General features: G+C 60.4%; 16 protein-coding genes. 9 read left to right on the top strand and 7 right to left on the bottom strand.

Features of this window, described 5'->3' with window-relative positions; all coding sequences use genetic code 11:
• Window position 1: 1 nt before the first annotated feature.
• Window positions 2–1,261 (bottom strand): amidohydrolase, encoded by a 1,260-nt coding sequence (locus tag BN1130_RS12515; RefSeq protein ID WP_042042376.1) that lies wholly within the window; start codon window positions 1,259–1,261, stop codon window positions 2–4.
• A gap of 1,015 nt (window positions 1,262–2,276) precedes the next feature.
• On the opposite strand from BN1130_RS12515, the gene BN1130_RS12520 reads away from it, so the two are divergent.
• The 5 genes from BN1130_RS12520 to rplY all read left to right on the top strand — a co-directional run bounded on the left by BN1130_RS12520 (window position 2,277) and on the right by rplY (window position 9,135).
• A complete protein-coding gene (locus BN1130_RS12520; RefSeq protein ID WP_042042378.1) occupies window positions 2,277–3,347 on the top strand; it encodes a helix-turn-helix transcriptional regulator in 1,071 nt (356 codons plus the stop codon).
• Window positions 3,348–3,419: 72 nt separating this feature from the next.
• Window positions 3,420–3,842, top strand: coding sequence for a CBS domain-containing protein (locus BN1130_RS12525; RefSeq protein ID WP_042042380.1), 423 nt, complete (start codon window positions 3,420–3,422; stop codon window positions 3,840–3,842).
• A 151-nt stretch (window positions 3,843–3,993) separates the two neighbouring features.
• Complete coding sequence (gene hrpA, locus BN1130_RS12530) at window positions 3,994–7,881, top strand: ATP-dependent RNA helicase HrpA (protein WP_042042381.1); 3,888 nt, start codon at window positions 3,994–3,996, stop codon at window positions 7,879–7,881.
• A 75-nt stretch (window positions 7,882–7,956) separates the two neighbouring features.
• Window positions 7,957–8,739 (top strand): hypothetical protein, encoded by a 783-nt coding sequence (locus BN1130_RS12535; RefSeq protein ID WP_042042382.1) that lies wholly within the window; start codon window positions 7,957–7,959, stop codon window positions 8,737–8,739.
• A 108-nt stretch (window positions 8,740–8,847) separates the two neighbouring features.
• The gene (rplY, locus tag BN1130_RS12540) at window positions 8,848–9,135 is read left to right on the top strand and encodes a 50S ribosomal protein L25 (protein ID WP_005908201.1); all 288 of its coding nucleotides are present in this window, start codon (window positions 8,848–8,850) and stop codon (window positions 9,133–9,135) included.
• 190 nt (window positions 9,136–9,325) lie between these two features.
• Here the strand turns inward: rplY and BN1130_RS12545 are convergent, their stop codons facing one another.
• Genes BN1130_RS12545 through selD form a run of 3 tightly spaced genes read right to left on the bottom strand, consistent with a single transcriptional unit; the run spans window position 9,326 to window position 12,128 of the window.
• Window positions 9,326–9,970, bottom strand: a complete 645-nt coding sequence (locus BN1130_RS12545; protein WP_042042383.1) for an MBL fold metallo-hydrolase — start codon at window positions 9,968–9,970, stop codon at window positions 9,326–9,328.
• Window positions 9,964–11,094: a tRNA 2-selenouridine(34) synthase MnmH gene (gene mnmH, locus BN1130_RS12550; RefSeq protein WP_042042384.1), complete on the bottom strand. Its 1,131-nt coding sequence runs from the start codon at window positions 11,092–11,094 to the stop codon at window positions 9,964–9,966. Before mnmH ends, BN1130_RS12545 begins: the two co-directional genes overlap by 7 nt.
• Window positions 11,091–12,128: a selenide, water dikinase SelD gene (gene selD, locus BN1130_RS12555; RefSeq protein WP_042042385.1), complete on the bottom strand. Its 1,038-nt coding sequence runs from the start codon at window positions 12,126–12,128 to the stop codon at window positions 11,091–11,093. Before selD ends, mnmH begins: the two co-directional genes overlap by 4 nt.
• A 354-nt stretch (window positions 12,129–12,482) precedes the next feature.
• Between selD and BN1130_RS12560 the strand changes: the two genes are divergently transcribed.
• Window positions 12,483–13,127, top strand: a complete 645-nt coding sequence (locus BN1130_RS12560; RefSeq protein WP_042042387.1) for a glutathione S-transferase family protein — start codon at window positions 12,483–12,485, stop codon at window positions 13,125–13,127.
• 167 nt (window positions 13,128–13,294) lie between these two features.
• Here the strand turns inward: BN1130_RS12560 and BN1130_RS12565 are convergent, their stop codons facing one another.
• Window positions 13,295–14,488, bottom strand: coding sequence for a class I SAM-dependent methyltransferase (locus BN1130_RS12565; protein WP_005908514.1), 1,194 nt, complete (start codon window positions 14,486–14,488; stop codon window positions 13,295–13,297).
• 92 nt (window positions 14,489–14,580) lie between these two features.
• Entirely contained in the window at window positions 14,581–16,011 is a 1,431-nt protein-coding gene (locus BN1130_RS12570) for a methyl-accepting chemotaxis protein (RefSeq protein ID WP_042042388.1), read from the bottom strand.
• Between the two features lie 84 nt (window positions 16,012–16,095).
• Here BN1130_RS12570 and yccX point away from each other — a divergent pair, with 84 nt between their 5' ends.
• Together yccX and BN1130_RS12580 are read left to right on the top strand one after the other, a co-directional pair.
• Window positions 16,096–16,368, top strand: a complete 273-nt coding sequence (yccX, locus tag BN1130_RS12575; protein ID WP_042042389.1) for an acylphosphatase — start codon at window positions 16,096–16,098, stop codon at window positions 16,366–16,368.
• 152 nt (window positions 16,369–16,520) lie between these two features.
• Window positions 16,521–17,333 (top strand): CHAD domain-containing protein, encoded by an 813-nt coding sequence (locus BN1130_RS12580; RefSeq protein ID WP_042042391.1) that lies wholly within the window; start codon window positions 16,521–16,523, stop codon window positions 17,331–17,333.
• Window positions 17,334–17,437: 104 nt separating this feature from the next.
• On the opposite strand, the gene metG is transcribed toward BN1130_RS12580, so the two are convergent.
• The gene (gene metG, locus BN1130_RS12585) at window positions 17,438–19,471 is read right to left on the bottom strand and encodes a methionine--tRNA ligase (RefSeq protein ID WP_042042393.1); all 2,034 of its coding nucleotides are present in this window, start codon (window positions 19,469–19,471) and stop codon (window positions 17,438–17,440) included.
• A gap of 163 nt (window positions 19,472–19,634) precedes the next feature.
• Here metG and apbC point away from each other — a divergent pair, with 163 nt between their 5' ends.
• Entirely contained in the window at window positions 19,635–20,717 is a 1,083-nt protein-coding gene (apbC, locus tag BN1130_RS12590; RefSeq protein ID WP_042042394.1) for an iron-sulfur cluster carrier protein ApbC, read from the top strand.
• Window positions 20,718–20,758 lie beyond the last annotated feature (41 nt).

Genomic DNA, 20,758 nt, shown 5'->3' on the forward strand with positions numbered 1-20,758 from the left:
ATCAAGAGATAGCCAGCCTGTGCTGGATAAAACGCGCCAGCAGATTGACACCCGATTCCATCACGGTTTCATCGAAGTTGAATGCGGGATGGTGGTGAGGCGCACTGAGATCGGCACCCAGGATGAGATAAGCGGCCTGACCACCATTGCGCTGCACCCGCTCGATGAGGAAACCGGCATCCTCACTGGCACCGAAGCGGCGGGTGTGCACCGTATTGAGGGCCATGGCGGCGGCCAGGGGGAGCAGCTCTTCAATCAGCTCAGGGCTGTTGTGGATGCCGATGGCTTCCCCTTGCTTGCGAATGAGATAACTCACCCCCTGCATCAGGGCGGCCCCCTCGACGATGCGTTGTACCTGGCCAAAGACATAGTCGTTGAGCGCCGGGCTGGCGCCCCGGGTTTCTCCTTGCAGGCGAGCCTGGCCGGGTATCACATTGCGACCGCTGCCACCACTGAGCTGGCCGACGTTGATGCGGGTCATGCCGTCGCGATGACGGGGGATGCCGAGCATGGCGGTGGTCGCCATACAGGCCGCCGCCAGGGCATTGCGGCCCGCATTGGGCTCGAGCCCGGCGTGAGCCGACTCCCCCATAAATTCCACATCAAACTTGGTCGAGCAGAGAAACTCGGTAGGGTTGAGGACCAGCTCGCCGCTGGTGGCATGAATGCCTATGTGCAGCGCCAGCAGCGCGTCCACATCATCGAGCTGGCCACCTGCCGCCAGCGCCTTGCCGCCACGGCATCCCTCTTCCGCCGGTTGAAAGAACAGCTTTATTCGCCCCCCAAGCTGCTCGGCTTGGGCCATGATGCGCTCTGCCAGTACCAGGCCGATGGCGGTGTGGCCATCATGGGCACAGGCGTGCATCCAACCGGGATTGTGAGACTGCCATGCCTCCTGGGTGGGTTGGTGCTGCTCGCCACTCTCTTCGTCCACCTCAACGGCATCTATGTCGAAACGAAACCCCAGCGTCGGGCCGGGCCGTCCGCTATCCCACAGGCCCATCACGCCGGTCAGGTTCTCGATGCGTGCCAACCAGTCGGGGTTGGCACCTTGGCGCAGGGCTCGCTCTTTCTGCGCTGCTACGTCGATCTGGCGGCCCATCACCAAGGAACTGGCCAGCAGGGCATCTCCCAGCATGACGGTGAAACCGAGTTCATTGAGGCGGTGTGCGATGAGGGCGCTGGTGCGAAATTCACACCAGGCTGCTTCTGGCAGACGATGCAGATCGCGGCGCCAGTGGCGCAGGGTGTCGATAGTCATAACGGATCCCGAGAACAACTGAAGAGGGTTATTGTGGCCCTGGGGTGGGGCAGAGTAAATCGGTGATGGGGCCGCCCATAAGAGGTCGGACGAGCATGGGCATCATGGGGAAATGCAGAAATGGCGCAAAAAGCACAAACAAAAACACCAACCGTGAAAAAGTCACAGTTGGTGTCGATTAAACAGTCGTTTTCTGGTCAGTCAGTGAGGCACAAGGCGCCTCGCATGGCTCAAAACTGGGACAGTGAAGGCAGGGAAACTGCGACCAGAGTGAAAAACACAGTGAAAACTGCTGTAACTAAGAATTCGGTCATATCTTTTCTCCCTGGCTGGCTGTTGATGGATCCAAGATAACACAAAGGGAGATTAAAACAATGGCTCTTTGTGATAAATGGGGCATTTTTATGGCTTGAGCAACCAAGCGACCGTTTTTGCATGCTGGTGTTTGAAATGCACCCAAGTCGATGTGGTTAATGGAATGTTTCGACGGAAAACCATTTTAAACTCATTATTTTCAATAGCTTATTGTGCATTGATAACAGGTTTATGAATGGGTTTTGAATGAGGCTTTTTAGGTTTTACCACTTTTAGAGAGCGTAAATGGCGATCCAGCCCAGTCAAAAGCTGTCGCCGAGCGCTGTTTTTGGCCGTCAGACGGTGCCATGCCCCTCTGTAAGCAGATTTTTTGTAGGTGTCGATTTTATGATCTTATCTAACCCCATGACACTGCTCAGGCTTTGCCCCGACAGAGCAGGGCGGTGCGATCAGACAGATAGCCGGGCGTGGGGAGCATGAAAGGAGCCTATCAAAACAAGGCGGGAGCGGAGGAAAGCGATCAACAGGGCAGGGGGACGACATCGTATGGGCCTTTGCTTAATAAGCGATGACTGATGAACACTTAATTGTAAATATAATGAGGCAGCTGCTCTTGTAATTATTCATTTGGCTACTTTTCGCTGTAGTCAATGCGGAGTAAGATGCCTGCTCAATAAAAATAAGAATTAGGAGTTCGGGTGTGAAAACATTAGTAAGCGAGAGGGTATCGCCTTATATAAATCAATTATATGAATGCGGTATTAATGATTCTGACATTAAGCTGGTCGTGGACAAGTTTCGTCATGATCTCGGTGGCAGTTCAACCCTGTTTTTATTGCGCGATGATGACAAGAGCGACGGGATCAAGCTGTTTGCCAGCGGCTTGAACGATGCTCAGCAGCATTTCTATCTGCAGCATCATCGTCAGGATCTCTGGTTCAATCACTACCTGGATAAAGGATGCCAGGGGGTGGTCAGCGCCAACGAGATCTCCGACAACGCCGGCCTGCTCGCCAGCTTTGGCGCCCAGTTTGCCTTAGGGGGCGTGTGCCGGGTCAAGGATCATGGCTTGAGCTCTCTGTGCGGTTATCGCAGTGGGGCCCAGAGCGATTTCAACCTGCAAGAGAGGCATCTGGTTGCCGATACCTATGCCGGTCTTGCGGCCTGGAGTCAGCACTATTGGAATCTGCTTGCTCTGGAAACCCAGAATTACCAGCTGCAACAGCTGGTGCGTAACCACAATAAGCCGAGCGCCATCATTGATGGCAAGGGTTATATCCATTATTCCAACATGGCATTTAACCGCATCACGGATGAAAATGTGGAATTGCGCACCCTGACGGGCTTGTTCTCCCTGCATAGCAAGGAGCTGCAGCGTCAATTCAAAGAGATGCTTGCCGGTTTTGCATATCTGCTGCCCGGGGCAAGCGCTTATCTTTCCGTACCCCGCCAATCCAATCTCAGGCCCTTGTTGATCCAGTGCACCCTGATGAGTGGCCTGACCCGGTTCGAGCGTTATGTGGAGTTGGTGCTGCGCGACCCTGAGCATGCGTTTAATCCCGATATCGAGGCCCTGGCCAGTCTCTATCCACTGACCATAGGGGAGAAAGAGCTGCTGATGCTGATGAGCAAGGGATACAGCAGCAATGACATCGCCCAATTACGGGGCGTGAAAGTGGAAACGGTGCGATCTACCCTCAAAGGGGTCTTCAAGAAGACAGATTGTCACAGCCAGAGCGAGCTGTTGTTGCTGCTGCAATCCATCTCCTGACATCGGCGAACTATGCTAGACATGAGGCCGCCAATATAAGGCGGCCGAGCCAGATTTCTTAGGGGGTTCAACATGAAAGCATTAATGGCCAAGGACTATATGCAGGTGAGGCCCATCACCTTCAAGGCTGAGATGATGGTGCAATCTGCCGTCGCCAAGTTTATCAACAGCAATCAACTGGGCGGCCCTGTCATCGATGAGGCAGGTCACTTGATAGGCTGGGTCTCTGAGCAAGATTGCATCTCCGTCATGCTCAAGGAGGCCTATCACTGCGAGCAGGTGGCTCAGGTCAAGGATGTGATGCGCAAGGATGTGCTGACGGTCAACCCTGACACCAGCATGCTGGAGCTGGCCGAGATGATGCTGGGTCAGAAACCCAAGATGTATCCGGTGCTGGAGGGCGGCCGCCTGGTGGGGGTCATCAGTCGCCATGATGTGATGAAGGCCATTCACAATCAGCTCGATACCTGCTTCCTTCCCCGGGCTCACCACTGACAGCTCTTCACCGAGGCAGGGGTCTTCCCCTGCTTTTATCCTGACCCGCAACCTGACCGCGTTAATGCTTGCACCGCTCCCGCCCGCTCTTTAGGATCTGCCCCAGCTATCGATATGGCCCCCAGCGGGCTTTCTATAAGGAATCTGTACCTTGTCTCTCTCTATCGAGGCGCTGCGCCGCCGTCTTTCTGCCTGCATGAATCTGGATGCCCGCCGTCTATCCAGTCGACTTCATGGGGTCAAGAAGCTGCCACAAGACAAGCAAGAGTCTGTGCTGGAAACCATTGCCGCCGATCTGGACGCCGCCGAGCAGCGTTACCAGTCTCGCCTGGCCGGGGTGCCCGCCGTTACTTATCCAGACAACCTGCCGGTCAGCCAGAAGCAGGCGGAGATCGCCAAGGCGATTCAAGAACATCAGGTGGTGATCATCGCCGGGGAAACCGGCTCGGGCAAGACCACCCAGATCCCCAAGATCTGTCTGGCACTGGGACGCGGGGTGAAAGGTTACATCGGCCACACCCAGCCGCGCCGCTTGGCGGCCCGCACCGTGGCGGCCCGCATCGCCGAGGAGATGAAGTCCGAGCTCGGCCAATATGTCGGCTACAAGGTGCGCTTCACCGATCAGGTGAGCGAGCAGACCCACATCAAGCTGATGACCGACGGCATCTTGCTGGCGGAGATCCAGCACGACCGCATGTTGACCCAGTACGACACCATCATCATCGATGAGGCCCATGAGCGCAGCCTCAACATCGACTTCATCCTGGGCTATCTCAAGCAGCTGCTGCCGAGGCGCCCCGATCTCAAGGTGATCATCACCTCGGCCACCATCGACCCCCAGCGCTTCTCCCGCCACTTCAACCAGGCGCCGGTGATCGAAGTATCGGGCCGTACCTATCCGGTGGAGGTGCGCTATCAGCCGCGCCCGGAAGGGGGCGACGATCGCGATGAGTTGCAGGGCATCTTCGATGCGGTGCAGGAGCTGGCCAAAGAGGGCTTGGGGGACATCCTCATCTTCATGAATGGCGAGCGGGAGATCCGCGACACCGCCGATGCCTTGAACAAGCTGGGGCTGCGTGACACCGAGATATTGCCGCTCTATGCGCGCCTCTCCAACAGCGAGCAGAACAGGGTGTTTCAGCAGCACGCCGGGCGGCGAATCGTGCTCGCCACCAACGTGGCGGAGACCTCCCTCACTGTGCCAGGCATCCGTTACGTGATAGATCCCGGCACCGCCCGCATCAGCCGCTACTCCTGGCGCACCAAGGTGCAGCGCCTGCCCATCGAACCCGTCTCCCAGGCCAGCGCCAACCAGCGCATGGGCCGCTGTGGCCGGGTCGCCGACGGTATCTGCATCCGCCTCTACAGCGAGGAAGATTTCAACAACAGGCCCGCCTTTACCGATCCCGAGATCCTGCGCACCAACCTCGCCTCCGTCATCTTGCAGATGCTGGCGCTGGGGCTGGGCAACATGGAGGCCTTCCCCTTCGTCGAGCCACCGGAGTCGCGCCACATCAAGGATGGCCTCTCCCTGCTCAACGAGCTGGGGGCGGTCAAGGCGCTGCCTGCAAACAGGGAGCAGGACGGCAAGCTGCAACTGACCGAGACCGGTCGCCAGCTGTCGCGCATTCCTCTCGATCCACGGCTCGCCAAGATGGTGATCACCGGGGCGCAAACCGGCTGCCTGAACGAGGTGATGGTGATCACCGCCGGCCTTAGCATCCAGGATCCTCGCGAGCGCCCCATGGAGAAGAAACAGGCCGCCGACGAGCAGCACAGGCGCTTCGAGGACAAGGAGTCCGACTTCCTCGCCTTCGTCAATCTGTGGAACTACCTGAAAGAGCAGCAGGATCTCCTGGGCAGCAACCCGTTCCGTCGCCTGTGCCAGAAGGAGTTCCTCTCATTCCTGCGGGTGCGCGAATGGCAGGATATCCACTTCCAGCTGCGCCAGACGGTGAAAGAGCTGGGCTTCAAGAGCAATGCCGAGCCCGCGGATTTCAAGACGGTGCACTGCGCCCTGCTGACCGGCCTGCTCAGCCACATCGGCAACAAGGATCTGGAAAAGCCGGAGTTTCTCGGCGCTCGTAATGGTCGCTTCCATATTTTCCCGGCTTCGGGACTGTTCAAGAAGCCGCCCAAGTGGGTGATGGCCGCCGAACTGGTGGAGACCTCGCGCCTCTATGCCCGGGTCAACGCCAAAATTGAACCCGAGTGGGTGGAACCCCTGGCGGCGCACCTCATCAAGCTGCACCACAGCGATCCCCACTGGTCGAAGAAAAGTGGCGCCGTCATGGCCAAGGAGAAGGTGACCCTCTACGGCCTGACCCTGGTCAATGAGCGTCTCATCAACTTCAGCACCATAGACCCGGCCCTGTGCCGCGAGCTGTTCATTCGCCGCGCCCTGGTGGAGGGGGACTTCGAGACCCGCCACCGCTTCTTTAGCGACAACCGCAAGCTGCTGGCCGAGGTGGAGGCGCTGGAGCACAAGTCGCGGCGCCGCGACATCCTGGTGGATGACGAAGACCTGTTCCGCTTCTATGATGCGCGGCTGCCGGAGGATGTCATCTCCAGCCGTCACTTCGACAAGTGGTGGAAGGAGGCGCAAAAGCAGAACCCCGATCTGCTCAACTTCGAGAAAGAGATGCTGATGAAGGGGGATGCCGCCCACATCAGCGACTTCGATTACCCCAACTTCTGGCAGCAGGGGCGCCTCAAGCTCAAGCTGACCTACCAGTTCGAGCCGGGGGAGGCGGCCGATGGCGTCACCCTGCATATCCCGTTGCCGCTGCTCAACCAGGTCGAAGTCAAAGGCTTCGAGTGGCTGATCCCGGGTCTGCGTCATGAGCTGTTGGTGGCCCTCATCAAGTCGATGCCAAAGCCCATGCGCAAGAACTTCGTACCGGCCCCCAACTATGCCGATGCGCTGCTCGCCAGCATCAATCCCGAGCAGGGGCCGCTGCTGGACGAGATGGAGCGCCAACTGCGGCGCATGACCGGCATCACTGTGCCCCGGGAGGCCTGGGACTGGGCGGCGGTGCCCGATCACCTGAAACTCACCTTCCGGGTGGTGGACGACAAACACAAGAAGGTGGCTGAGGCCAAGGATCTGGAGGCGCTCAAAGAGTCCTTGCGTGGCCGGGTGCAGGAGACGCTCTCCCAGGTCGCGGATGATGACATCGAGCAGTCCGGCCTTACTCTGTGGAGCTTCGGGGAGCTGCCCAAGGAGTACAGCCAGAAACGCAGTGGCTTTGAGATGAAGGCCTATCCGGCGCTGGTGGATCAGAAAGATTCGGTCGCCATCCAGCTGGTGGAGAGTCCGGTGACCCAGCAGCAGCTGATGTGGGCGGGCCAACGCCGCCTGATCCTGCTCAATGTGCCATCTCCCATCAAGTACCTGCAGGAGAAGCTGCCCAACAAGGCCAAGCTTGGGCTCTATTTCAACCCGTTCGGCAAGGTGGCGGAGCTGATTGACGACTGCATAGCCTGCGGCTGCGACAAGCTGATCGAGCGCCACGGCGGCCTGGCCTGGGACGAGGCGGGTTTCGAGGCGCTCAAGGAGTATGTGCGCGCCGAGCTCAATGATGCCGTGGTGGAGGTGGCTAGCCAGGTGGAAGCCGTGCTGACCCTCTCCTTTGATATCAAGAAGCGCCTCAAGGGCAAGATGCAGCTCGATACCGCCTTTGCCATGTCCGACATCCAGTTGCAGCTCGACAAGCTCATCCACAAGGGCTTCGTGACCGAGACCGGCTGGCAGCGATTGCCTGACTTGTTGCGCTACCTGCGCGCCATCGAGCGGCGCATGGAGAAGCTGGCCATCGATCCCAATCGGGACAGGGCTTACATGCTCAAGGTTTCGATCGTCGAGAACGATTACAAGGCGCTGCTTGCCAAGATGCCCAAGTCCCAGCCGATCCCCCCCGAGGTGGCCAACATCCGCTGGATGATCGAGGAGCTGCGGGTGTCGTTCTTTGCCCAACAACTGGGCACCCCCTATCCGGTCTCGGATAAACGGGTGCAGAGTGCCATCGCTCAGTGCTAACCTGATGGCACGGCGGGGTTGATAGGGAAAGTCGCCTTGCTAGCCATTGATTAGTCGAGATAAAAAGGAGCAGGCATGCTTGGACTCTGGTTAGGGATGGCATTGGTGAACATCAGTGGGTATCAACCCATTGCCGAGCAGACCTGGGTCAGCCTGAACCCTGAATATTATCCGCTGCGCCAGGCGCCACCGCCCATCTTTGCCGCCTGGCACGGCAACCAGTATCCCCCCCTGGCCAGTCGCCAATACAAGGGGCATTGGCAAGTGCTGTTCCCGGCAAGATTGGTCCCTCCATTCGACTTGTTCGAGGGGCAGGCCCAGCTTTCCCGTGCCTATCTGGCCCGGTTGGAGCGTATCGACGAGATGGCCTATGGCATCGCCAGCGTGGAGCCAGCGAAACCGGCCACGCTCAATCAGGAGCAGCGGCTCGAACAGGCCACCAGCCATGTGCCTGTGCTGCCCGAGTTCACGCTTCCCAATCAATATGGCCTCCTGCTGGCATCCCCCCTGCTCAGTGACTGGATGCCCCATCAGGGGCAGGTGCAGCCTCAGGGCCAACCGGAACGGGTCGCGTCAACCCTGGCAAGAGGGGAGGAGGGCGGTGGCATCTGTCACAGGGTGGCACCCGGCGAGACCTTGTGGCGCATCGCCAGCACCCTGGCCAAGGGGGAGGGCGGGGACACCTACAGCTATCTGCTGGCGCTCTATGAAACCAATCGCCAGCAGCTGGGAGCCAAGCCTGTGGTCAAGACCGGGGATGCCCTGCGCTGCCCGGCGCCACAATTGCTGGCCCGTTTCGAGGCGCTCAGCCCCGCCGAGCGTCATCAGCAGTTCAATCGACTCGATGGCAGCCTGTAACCTGTCTTGTCACTGCCGTGATAGCCATGCTACTATCCGCGCTCGTTTTGCGAGGTGCTGATCGGTCGCAGTCAGCATCATAAAGTCATCTACATAGAGATAACCAATATGTCTTTCATATTCGAAGCTGAAGTCCGTTCTGACCTGGGGAAAGGTGCGAGCCGCCGCCTGCGTCATGCTGACCAAGTTCCTGCCATCATCTACGGTGCAGGCAAAGAAGCAGTGTCCATCACTGTTGACCACAAAAAATTCATCATCGCCCAAGCCAAGCCGGAGTTCTACGAATCCGTGCTGACCCTGAAAGTGAACGGTGAAGAAGTCAACGTGAAAGTGAAGGCTATCCAGCGTCACCCAGTGAAAGCCAAGCTGGTGCACATGGACTTCATCCGCGTCTAAGCCTCGCTTGGCACGTGATAAAAACACCTCCCTTGTGGAGGTGTTTTTTTATGTCTGGATTTCACTTGAAAGGCGGGTGGCGAGCGTCCCTTGCCCGCTCCCCGCTCCCCGCTCAGTGTTTCGGCTGGTTGCCGCCACCTATCACCTCCACAAGCAGGGGGAGCCGCCCTTCGGGGTGCTGCCCCCTTGATCACCAGACGGGCTGGGTGAGATAGGGATTGCTGACTCGCTCGCGGCCAAAGGTCGAGCTGGGGCCGTGACCCGGCACGAAGACGATGTCATCGCCGAGGGGCAACAGGGTCTCGGTGATCGAGCGAATGAGGGTGGCGTGATCGCCACGGGGAAAGTCGGTGCGACCTATGCCACCGGCGAACAGCACATCGCCGACCCAGGCGAGCCGCTCACGCTGGCTGAGCAATACCACATGACCCGGGGTGTGGCCGGGGCAGAAATAGACCTCCAGCTCGCAGTTGCCGACTGTCACCTTGTCGCCCTGCGCCAGCCAGCCGTCCGGGTTGAAGGCGGGGGTGTGGGGGAAGCCGAACATCTGGCTCTGCTGGGGCAGCATGTCGAGCCAGAAGGCATCTTCCTGGTGGGGGCCGATGATCTTGACCCCGGTCTGCTCACGCAGGGAGTCGGCGGCGCCCACGTGATCCAGATGGCCGTGGGTCAGAATGATCTTCTCCAATACCAGATTGTGCCGGGCGATGGCGGCCAGCAACTTGTCGGCTTCACCACCGGGGTCGATCAGCGCGGCCTGGCGGGTCTCGTCACACCAGATGAGGGAGCAGTTCTGGGCGAAAGGGGTGACCGGGATCACCTCGAACTTCAACATGGGGATCTCTCCTGATTGATCTCGGCGGCATGCTGCTCGGCGAAGAAGGCGAGGCAGGCCTGCTTGTCACCGCGAAAGCGGATCCGCTCGCGTTTGTTGTTGAGCTGATAGAGATACATGGGATCGTAGTAGCGAGTCAGCAACAGCCGGATCCAGGCCAGGTGCAGCGCGGTATTGCCGCTGCTGGCCTGCTCCGCCAGGGCGGTCTGCATCAAGCCATCCAGCTCCCGGTGATCCTTGTCGCCGAGCCGCTTCTTGAGGCGCGCCAGGGCTTCGGTCAGGTAGCCGGCAAACAGCGGCCAGCCAGCCTCTGGCCCGTGCATCTCCTGGTAGCGTGACCAGAGATCCTGCACGTAATCGACCCGGATCTGTTCGGCACGCTCTTCCTGGGGCACATCCACCACCACCAGCGGGGCCTGGCACATGGCCTCATACAGGCTCAGTGGCAGGGCGCAGCGGCCGATGAGGCGACTCTCGTCTTCCACCACGAAGGCCCGCTCGCCCAGGTGACGGCGCTTGAGCAGCTCGATGGCCAGCTTGTTCTCGAAGTTGATGTTGCTGGGTTGGCCTCCCGGCAACTGGCCAAAGGAGGAGCCCCTGTGATGGGCATGGCCCTCAAGATCCACCGCCTGGACAACCTGCTCCAGCATATGGGTCTTGCCGGAGCCGGTCATGCCGGTCAGCACTGTCCAGCCACATTCGGCCGAGGCGCTCTCCTGGGTATCTATCAGAAAGCGGCGCAGCTCCTTGTAGCCACCGGCCACCCGGGGGCGGGTGACCCCGGCCTCATGGAGCCACTGCTGCACCGTCTGGGAGCGCAGGCCGCCACGAAAGCAGTAGAGCAGGGCATCGGGCTGCTGGCGCAATTGCGCCAGCCAGCCATCGAGACGCGCTGCCCGCACGGCGCCCCCCACCAGCTTGTGGCCGAGGGCAATGGCGGCCGCCTGGCCCTGCTGCTTGTAACAGGTGCCGACCTTGGCGCGTTCTTCATCGGTCATCAGCGGCAGGCTGACGGCATGGGGGAAGGCCCCCTCCTTGAACTCGACGGGGGCGCGCAGGTCGATGAGTGGCACATCCTTGAGGAAAATAGTGGCCAAGTCCGTGGCGAGTGGCAGCGAACTCATTGAATGACCTCGATAAAGCGTTCGCCATCCTTGACCATCAGCTCGCCGACCGGGGAGAGGGAGAGCCCGGCCGCACGGGCAATGCTCAGCAGCGCGGCCTCGCTCTCTTTACCGACGGCCACCAGCAGGCCGCCGCTGGTCTGGGGATCGCACAGGATATTGCGGGTGCGATCACTCATGGCATCGAGCTTGTCACCATAAGAGTCGAAGTTGCGCAGGGTGCCGCCCGGCACGCAGCCCTCATCCAGGTAGTAATCCACCTCGTCCAGCAGCGGCAGCGCCTTGAAGTTCAATCTGGCGCGCAGCCCGGATCCTTCGCACATCTCCAGCAGGTGGCCCGCCAGACCGAAACCGGTCACATCCGTCATGGCATGCACGCCGGGCAGGGCCGCAAACTGCTGACCAATCTTGTTGAGGGTGCACATGGCCTCGGGGGCCAGTTGCTCATGCTCGGGTTTGAGCTTGCCCTTCTTCTGGGCCGTGGTGAGGATGCCGATGCCAAGGGGCTTGGTCAGATAGAGAATGTCGCCCACCTGGGCGGTGTCGTTCTGCTTGATGGCATCAAGCGGCACTATGCCGGTCACCGCCAGACCGAAGATGGGCTCGGGGGCATCGATGCTGTGACCGCCGGCCAGGGAGATCCCCGCCTCGTGGCACACCTGGCGACCGCCATCGATCACCTGCTGTGCCACTTCAGGCGCGAGGGTGTTGATGGGCCAGCCGAGGATGGCGATGGCGACGATGGGTTTGCCGCCCATGGCGTAGATGTCGCTGATGGCATTGGTGGCGGCGATGCGGCCAAAGGTAAAAGGGTCATCGACGATGGGCATGAAAAAATCGGTGGTGGAGACGATGCCCTGGCCGTTGCCGATATCGACCACGGCGGCGTCATCCTTGCTGCTGTTGCCGACGATCAGGGTCGGATCGTCGAAGCCCGGGATCTGGCTCTTGAGAATGGTGTCGAGCACCTTGGGAGAGATTTTGCAGCCACAGCCAGCGCCGTGGCTGTATTGGGTCAGACGAATGGAAGACATAGTTACCCCTTATGCAGAGGCGCTCGTGGCGCCATCTTGATAAACGCGCGGGCTCTGTCGCAACAGCAGGTATCGCAACAATGCACCGCAAATACGGGTGGCCTCGGTGCCAACGGGGGCAGCGATGTCAGGTCACCATGAATGGCGACCAGGCCGGACGGGGAGAAGGGGCGACAAGGTGCGCCAGAGCAGCCCCGCCAAGGGCCACAGGACGGGACATTATGCCACAAAGGGGATAAGGGGTTCGAACTGGAATTCACCCCATGGGCAGCGAATGGTGGAAGGGGCACCCCGGGGGTAAGCGCACTAGACTATGACGGGTTGACCGCCGACATGATAGCCAGGACCCATCAGATGAAACTCTACGCCCACCCCTTCTCGTCTTACAGCCAGAAAGTGCTGATCGCCCTCTACGAGAATGCCATCTCGTTTGACTATCGGAACCTCGAAGATCCGGCGGCCAACGCCGAGCTTGTCGCCCTCTGGCCGCTCAAGCGCTTCCCGGTGCTGCTGGACAATGGCCGCACCATCCTCGAGAGCAGTACCATCATCGAGTACCTCCAGCACTGTTACCCCAGCCCCGTTCAGCTGATCCCGGAGGGGGAGGCGGGGCTAGAGGTTCGCATGCTCGATCGCCTGTTCGACAACTATGTGATGACGCCGATGCAGAAGGTGGTACTGGACGGCTTGCGTCCAGATGGTGACAAGGATGCCTCTGGGGTGGCACAGGCGCGCGATTTGCTGGGCAGGATCTACCCCTGGCTCGACGATCGCCTGGCCGGACGCCGCTGGATAGCCGGCGATCGCTTCACCCTGGCCGATTGCGCCGCCGCCCCCTCACTCTTTTATGCCGACTGGGCCCACGAGATCCCCTCTCTCTATACCCGGCTGCGAGACTATCGCGCTCGGCTGCTGAGCCACCCCTCCGTCGCGCGTACCGTGGACGAGGCGCGCCCCTACCGCCACTATTTTCCGCTCGGGGCCCCCGCGCGGGACTAGCGACATGGGCCAGGCCAATGGTGATTTTCACTGTGATGGCGAGTGGCGCCGGTATCTCCGATGGCAGGTCGCCACCTGGCACAAGAGAGAGGCCCGCAATCGCGGGCCTCTTTTTGGCATGTTTTGGGTGGGTCATCCCCTCAGGAGAGATGTCGGGGAGGGCGCCCTTAGCGAGCGCGCACCACCATGCCCTTGAGGTAGAAGCCTTCCGGATAGGCGGTGCCGATGGGGTGATCCGAGGCCTGGGTGAGCAGCTCCAGGATCTGGGCATCGCGACCGGCATCGAGGGCCGCATCGGCCACTATCTTCTGGAACAGACTCTGCTCCATCAAGCCGGTGCAGGAGTAAGTCAGCAGCACGCCACCCGGCGCGAGCAACTGGAACGCCAGCATGTTGATGTCCTTGTAGCCACGGCAGGCGCCCAGCAGCTGGGCCTTGCTGTCGGCAAACTTGGGCGGATCCAGCACGATGACGTCGAACTTCTCGCCCTTCTCGCGGTATTCGCGCAGCAGCTTGAACACGTCATGGCGCACGAACTGGGTGTTGGAGACATCCAGGCCGTTGAGCTCGGCGTTCTGACGGGCAACGTCCAGGGCGTTCTGGGAGAGATCGACGTTGACCACTTCCCGGGCGCCGCCCTTGAGGGCATAGATACCAAAGCCGCCGGTGTAGCAGAAGCAGTTGAGTACCCGCTTGCCTTCGGCGTACTTGGCGGCGGTCTGACGGTTATCGCGTTGATCCAGATAGAAACCGGTCTTGTGACCGTTGCGGATGTCCACCAGGATCTTGACGCCGCCGTTCTCCTCGATCACCACAGGCTCGTTCGGTGTCTCGCCATAGATGACGCCAGTGCGCTCTTTGAGCCCCTCTTTCTTGCGCACCGCCACGTCGGAGCGCTCATAGATGCTGCACTCGGGGTAGAGGGTACGCAGGGCTTGGGTGATCAGCTCGCGCTGGAACTCGGCGCCGGCGGAGAGGATCTGGCACACCAGAAAGTTGGCGTAGCGATCGATGGTCAGACCCGGCAGGCCATCGGATTCGGCGGCGCACAGGCGATAACCGGTGAGGCCCTGACGCTTGATCAGCGGATCCCGGGACTCCTGGGCATAGGAGAGGCGACGAATGAAGAAGTCGAGATCGACGGCCTCGTCTTTATCGAAGGTCCAGACCCTGGCGCGGATCTGGGAGCTGCCGGACCAGGCGCCCCGGGCGAGCCACTTGCCATCGTTGGAGTAGATCTCGACGGTGTCGCCATCGATGGGGTTGCCCTGCACCTTGTCGATCCCCTTGGAGAAGATCCAGGGGTGACGGCGCAGCAGGGATTTTTCGCGGCCTTTGACGAGATAGATGGAAGCGCTCATGGGAGTTGCCAGATGGTCAAAAGAAATGGGGCCACATTCTATGTGGCCCCTCCCAAAAACTCAAAGGCAAAACGCAGTGGTGATGGGTTGACTCAGATCTTGAGACCACGCAGGGCCTGTGTCAGCTCCGTTGCCGTGGCCTTGAGGCCTGCGGTACCGGCCACCGAGGCGCTGGCGGACTCTTCCACCTGGCTCGCCTCGTGACGGACCCGGTCCAGATTGCGGCTGATCTCCTCGGCCACCGAACTCTGCTGCTCGGAGGCGGTGGCTATCTGGGTGCTCATCTCCAGCACCGCATCGCTGTGGTGGCTGAGCTTCTCGATATCCAACCCCACTTCGGCGATCAGACGCTGGCTCTGCTCGGCGCGCTCGACGGTTTTCTCCATGATGTCGTTGAGTGCGCCCGTGCCCCCTTGCAGCTCTTCGATCATCTTCTGGATCTCGACCGTGGCTTGCTGGGTGCGGCTGGCCAGGGTGCGTACCTCATCGGCGACCACCGCGAAGCCACGACCCTGCTCACCGGCCCGGGCCGCCTCGATGGCGGCATTGAGGGCCAGCAGGTTGGTCTGCTGGGAGATGGCATTGATGACGGCGATCACCTCGTTGATGCGATTGGCGTTGTGGGTCAACCGCTCCACCGCGCCAGAGGCATTGCCTATCTCGCTGGCCAGGGTGCTGATGGCCTCTATGGTACGGGTCACCCGGTTGGCGCCCTGGTTGGCCTCGTCACTCGACTGGCGGGTCTGGGCCAGGGAGTCATTGGCATTGCGGGCGACCTCGCGAATGGCGGCGGACATCTGCTCCATGGCGGCGGCCAGGGAGTCCATGTGCTGGCGTTGATCCATGGCGAGAGATTCGCCGTCACTGGCATGTTCGCGAAACTCGTCGGCGGCCATGGTGAGGGCTTCAGCAGACTCTTCCACCAATTGCACTATCTTATGCTGACGGTCGGTAAATCTGTCGATGCTGCCCGCCAGCACGGAAAACTCGTCCCGGACCGGGAAGAAGTTGAGGCGATGGGTGAGATCGCCGTCAGCCACCGTCTGCAGGGCCTTGTTGGTGGAGTAGAGGGCGCCGCATACGAAGGTCATCAGATAATGGGTGACCAGTGCCATCAGCGCGGCCACCAGGGCGATGACGGTGAGGGTGCTGCCCTGGTTGTCCCAGGGGGAGAACTGGCTGGCATCCAGGGTGGCGGTGAGGTAGCCCGCCTGACCGGCACTGGCGGTGACGCTGCGGTGCTCGCCCTGCTCACTGATACCAGGAGTACCGCTGGGGCTTAAGCTCAAGCCGGCAGGCAGGGTCAGGGTCGGTTGCTGGCTGACCAGCTGCGCCGTGGTCTCCACCTTGCTTTGCAAGGCGTCGAGGCGCAGCTGCATCTGCTGGGCGTGGCTGCTCGATAGCAGATACCAGGAGAGTACCGCGATGAAGATCAGCGGGCACCAGAAGGTGATGAGGAATTTTTCACTGATGGTGAGATGAATGAGATAGCGGTCAACCCAACGAAACTTTACTTCTTTCATAATGGTATTTGCATCCTGCACAACAGAGAGTGTCGGCATCATTATCGGCTTGCCCTCTCATTGCTTAAGGAAAAGGTGTGAAAAATGGGAGAGCAAGCGTTTTCGGTCAAGGTGTTTGGGCGAGTGCAAGGGGTGGGCTTTCGCTACTTCACTCAGGAGCGAGCCTTGCAACTGGGCTTGAGGGGGCATGCCTATAACCTGGAGGATGGTTCGGTCGAGGTCGTGATCTGCGGACCCAGGGAGCAGGTACAGATGATGCTGGGTTGGCTCGAACACGGTCCGCGCACCGCCGCCGTGACCCACATCGAGTATTTGGCCCATGAGGGGGAGGTCAGGGCGGGCTTTCACATCAATTAGCGCTAGGCTCGTCACGCCCGGACGCTCTGCTTGTTGGCGGTTCCGGGCAGGCGATGGGTCATGCCAAGGTGACAGATCCGCCCCCCTGGGGGTGACAGTGCCGGTGCGTTGGCATTGCCATGATGGGCATGGCAATAAACAGGAGTGACTTCATGGACGATCCCTTACGCGAGCGACTGCTTGATCAGGCGCGTGCCCTCATCAATCACTATTGGGCCGCGACCCTGGCCCTGCGCCAGCAGGCGGGCCTGGAGCAAGTCCATGGCTACCGCATCGCGGCGCGCAGGCTCCATGCCCTGCTGGCCCTGTGGCGCCCGCTCATTTACCACCCCAGGCTGGAGCGGCGGCTGCTGAATTCGGTGCGCCGTCTCTCCCCGTTGCGGGATGAACAGGTCTACGCCAGCCATTTCTTGCATCACAAGGCCGCGAACAAAGGGGATGAGAAGGAGGGCAAGGGGGCAGTAGCTGAGCCTGTGCCACCCAAGGTGAACATGCTGGCGGTGGCCCTCGACGGCTGGCTCGATGCGGTACAACAGGTGCCAGCAGGCTTTGATCCACTGCCCTGGTATCGGCTCCAGCTTGGTCTGCGACTGAGCCTGCTGCTCAACCAGAGTGATGATGAACAGAGCGCCAAATCCAAGAAGCTCAAGAATGACAAGCTGTTGCGCCAATGGCACAAGGCCCGGGTCGAGATCAAGCAGCTCCGCTATGGCTGCGAGCTCTTGGTGGCCATGGGGGCGGGGGATCCGGATTGGCTGACCCTGCTTGGCCGTTGGCAGGAACAGCTGGGTCAGCTGCAAGATGGCCGGCAGTGGTACAAGCGGCTGCGCCGGGAAAAGAGCACCGCCAAGCAGCAACGGCTGTTGCGGGCCCTGCGCAAGAAAGGGGGCTGGCAGCTACAACGGCTCTCCTGTCAGCGCGGTGAACTCGTTGGGTTGAGCCTCTTGATGCTCAAGGTCGATTGAGGCGCGGCGGCCAATCAGGCGCGGGGATTGCCACTCATCCTCCTTGGCGAGGGTGAGACAAACAAGGGGCCCATTGGGCCCCTTGTTTGGTAATGGCGCGGGGTTTACTTGACCCGCATGCCTGGCTGGGCGCCGTCCTGGGGCTCCAAAATCCAGAGATCTTTTCCGCCGGGGCCCGCGGCCAGCACCATGCCCTCTGACATGCCAAAGCGCATCTTGCGCGGCGCCAGGTTGGCCACCATCACGGTCAGCTTGCCTTCCAGATCTTCCGGGTTGTAAGCGGATTTGATGCCGGCGAACACCTGACGGGTCTCACCACCGAGATCCAGCTGCAACTTGAGCAGCTTGTCGGCCTCAGGCACCGCTTCGGCCTTCTTGATCAGCGCCACCCGCAAGTCAATCTTGGCGAAATCCTCATAGGAGATGGTCGGGCTGATGGGGTCATCCGCCAGCGGGCCGGTGGGCTTGGGGGCCTGCTCCTTAGCCAGATCTTCCTTGGAGGCTTCGATCATGGCCTCAATCTTGGCCGGTTCGATGCGGGCGAACAGCGCCTTGAACGGGGCCAGCTGATGATTGGTGAGCGGCTGGGCCACCCCTTCCCAGCTGAGGGTCTCATTCAAGAAGGCTTCGGCGCGCTCGGCCAAGAGCGGCATGACCGGCTTCAGGTAGGCCATCAGCACCCGGAACAGGTTGATGCCCACGGAGCAGACGTCCTGCAGCTCGCTATCCGCGCCTTCCTGCTTGGCCAGTACCCAGGGGGCCTTGTCATCGACGTAGCGGTTGGCCTTGTCGGCCAGGGCCATGATCTCGCGGATGGCGCGGCTGAACTCGCGGGCCTCGTAGGCCTCTGCGATGGAGGCGCTGGCGTTGGCAAACTCGTTGTAGAGCTCGGGTTCGCTGCAGCTATCGGCCAATTTTCCGTCGAAACGCTTGGTGATGAAACCGGCGTTGCGGGAGGCCAGGTTGACCAGCTTGTTGACCACATCGGCGTTGACCCGGGAGACGAAGTCTTCCAGGTTCAAGTCCAGATCGTCGATGCGGCTGTTGAGCTTGGCGGCGTAGTAGTAACGCAGGCACTCCGGATCCAGGTGCTTGAGGTAGGTGCTCGCCTTGATGAAGGTGCCCTTGGACTTGGACATCTTGGCGCCGTTGACGGTCACATAACCGTGCACGTTGACCTTGGTCGGCTGGCGGAAACCCGCCCCTTCCAGCATCGCCGGCCAGAACAGGCAGTGGAAGTAGGCGATGTCCTTGCCGATGAAGTGATAGAGCTCGGCGGTGGAGTCTTGTCGCCAGTAGCTGTCGAAATCGATGTCGCCGCGCTTGTTGCACAGGTTCTTGAACGACGCCATATAGCCGATGGGGGCATCCAGCCAGACGTAGAAGTACTTGCCAGGGGCGCCGGGGATCTCGAAGCCGAAGTAGGGGGCGTCGCGGGTGATGTCCCACTGCTGCAGGCCGCTCTCGAACCACTCCTGCATCTTGTTGGCCATCTCTTCCTGGATGGCGCCGGAGCCACGTACCCAGCCGGCGAGCCAGGTTTCGAACTGGGGCAGGTCGAAGAAGAAGTGCTCTGAGTCCTTCATCACCGGGGTGGCGCCGGAGACGGCGGATTTCGGATCGATGAGCTCGGTCGGGCTGTAGGTGGCGCCGCAAGCGTCGCAGTTGTCACCGTATTGCTCGGGGGACTTGCACTTGGGGCAGGTGCCTTTGACGAAGCGGTCCGGCAGGAACATGGACTTTTCCGGATCGAACAGCTGAGTGATGGTGCGGCCCTTGATGAAGTCGCCATCCTTCAGCCGCCCGTAGATCTGCTCCGCCAGCGCGCGGTTCTCATCGCTGTGGGTGGAGTGATAGTTGTCAAAGCTGATGTTGAAGCCGGCGAAGTCGGTTTGATGCTCCTCGGACACGGCCGCGATCATCGCTTCCGGGGTGATCCCGAGCTGCTGCGCCTTGAGCATGATGGGGGTGCCGTGGGCATCGTCGGCACAGACGAAATGCACCTGATGGCCACGCATTCGCTGATAACGAACCCAGATATCGGCCTGGATGTGTTCCAGCATGTGGCCAAGATGGATGGAGCCATTGGCATAGGGGAGGGCGCAGGTTACCAGCATTGTACGAGGATCAGTTGCCATAATACGTTCTTTATGTGCCTGTTGGGATGATACAGTGCCGAGCATGTTACCCGAATTGGGGGCGGCCTGCCTAGGTCTGCGGCCCTTCATGGGCGCGGGCTTGGCCCTTATGAGGTAGGTTCTCCACTCACCCTCAGCATAATGACGACATAATGAGGATTTCATGGTGATTGATTCAGTTAAACAGGTACTTGCCGAATTTAAGCCAATCGGTTGGGGCAAGAGCCTGGTTGACGCCGGTTTTGTCCGTGCCATCAACGAGCAGGAGCAAACCCTGCAGATCAGACTGGTGCTGCCCTTTGCCGGCGCTTCCTGGTTTGAACAGATCAAGGCTGAGTTTGATGACAGGTTGCGCACCTTGACCGGGGCGAGCCAGATCGAGTGGCAATGCGACATCGATGTGGCCAGCATGCCCCGGGCCCAGCATCTCAATGCGGTGCAGGGGATCCGCAACATATTGGTGGTCGCCTCGGGCAAGGGGGGGGTGGGTAAATCCACCACGGCGGTCAATCTGGCGCTGGCGCTGCAAAAAGAGGGGGCGCGGGTCGCCATTCTGGATGCGGACATCTATGGTCCCTCGGTCCCCATCATGCTGGGCTCCCAGCAAGAGCGCCCCAGCAGTCACGATGGCAAGACCATGCTGCCGGTGGAGGCGTGTGGCCTCAAGAGCAACAGCATCGGTTATCTGGTGGCCGAGCAGGACGCCACCATCTGGCGTGGTCCCATGGCCAGCAAGGCATTGGCGCAGATACTGCACGAAACCCGCTGGGGCGAGCTGGACTATCTGGTGGTCGACATGCCGCCGGGCACCGGCGACATCCAGCTCACCCTGGCCCAGCAGGTACCGACCTCGGGGGCCGTCATCGTCACTACCCCCCAGGATGTGGCACTGGCGGATGCACGCAAAGGCATTGCCATGTTCAACAAGGTGAATGTGCCGGTGCTCGGCATCATCGAGAACATGAGCTATCACCTGTGCAGCGCCTGCGGCCACCATGAAGCCCTGTTTGGTACCGGCGGTGGCCAGAAGATGGCTGAGCAGTATCATGTGGACTTGCTTGGTCAATTGCCGCTGCACATCGATATTCGTCAGCACATGGATGATGGCCGTCCGACGGTGTTCTTTGCCCCGGAAGGGGAGCTGGCTCAGAGTTATTTGAAGCTGGCTCGTCGGGTCGCTGCTGCGCTCTATTTCAGCGGTAAACCGATTGCGACCCCCCTGTTTACCCTGGCGGTGGACGAATAATCGTCGGTTGGCGGTTCAGTGGGTATTTAGGGTGGGCAGGT

The organism is Aeromonas rivuli (assembly GCF_000820045.1).
In the GTDB taxonomy this organism is placed as follows: Bacteria; Pseudomonadota; Gammaproteobacteria; order Enterobacterales; family Aeromonadaceae; genus Aeromonas; species Aeromonas rivuli.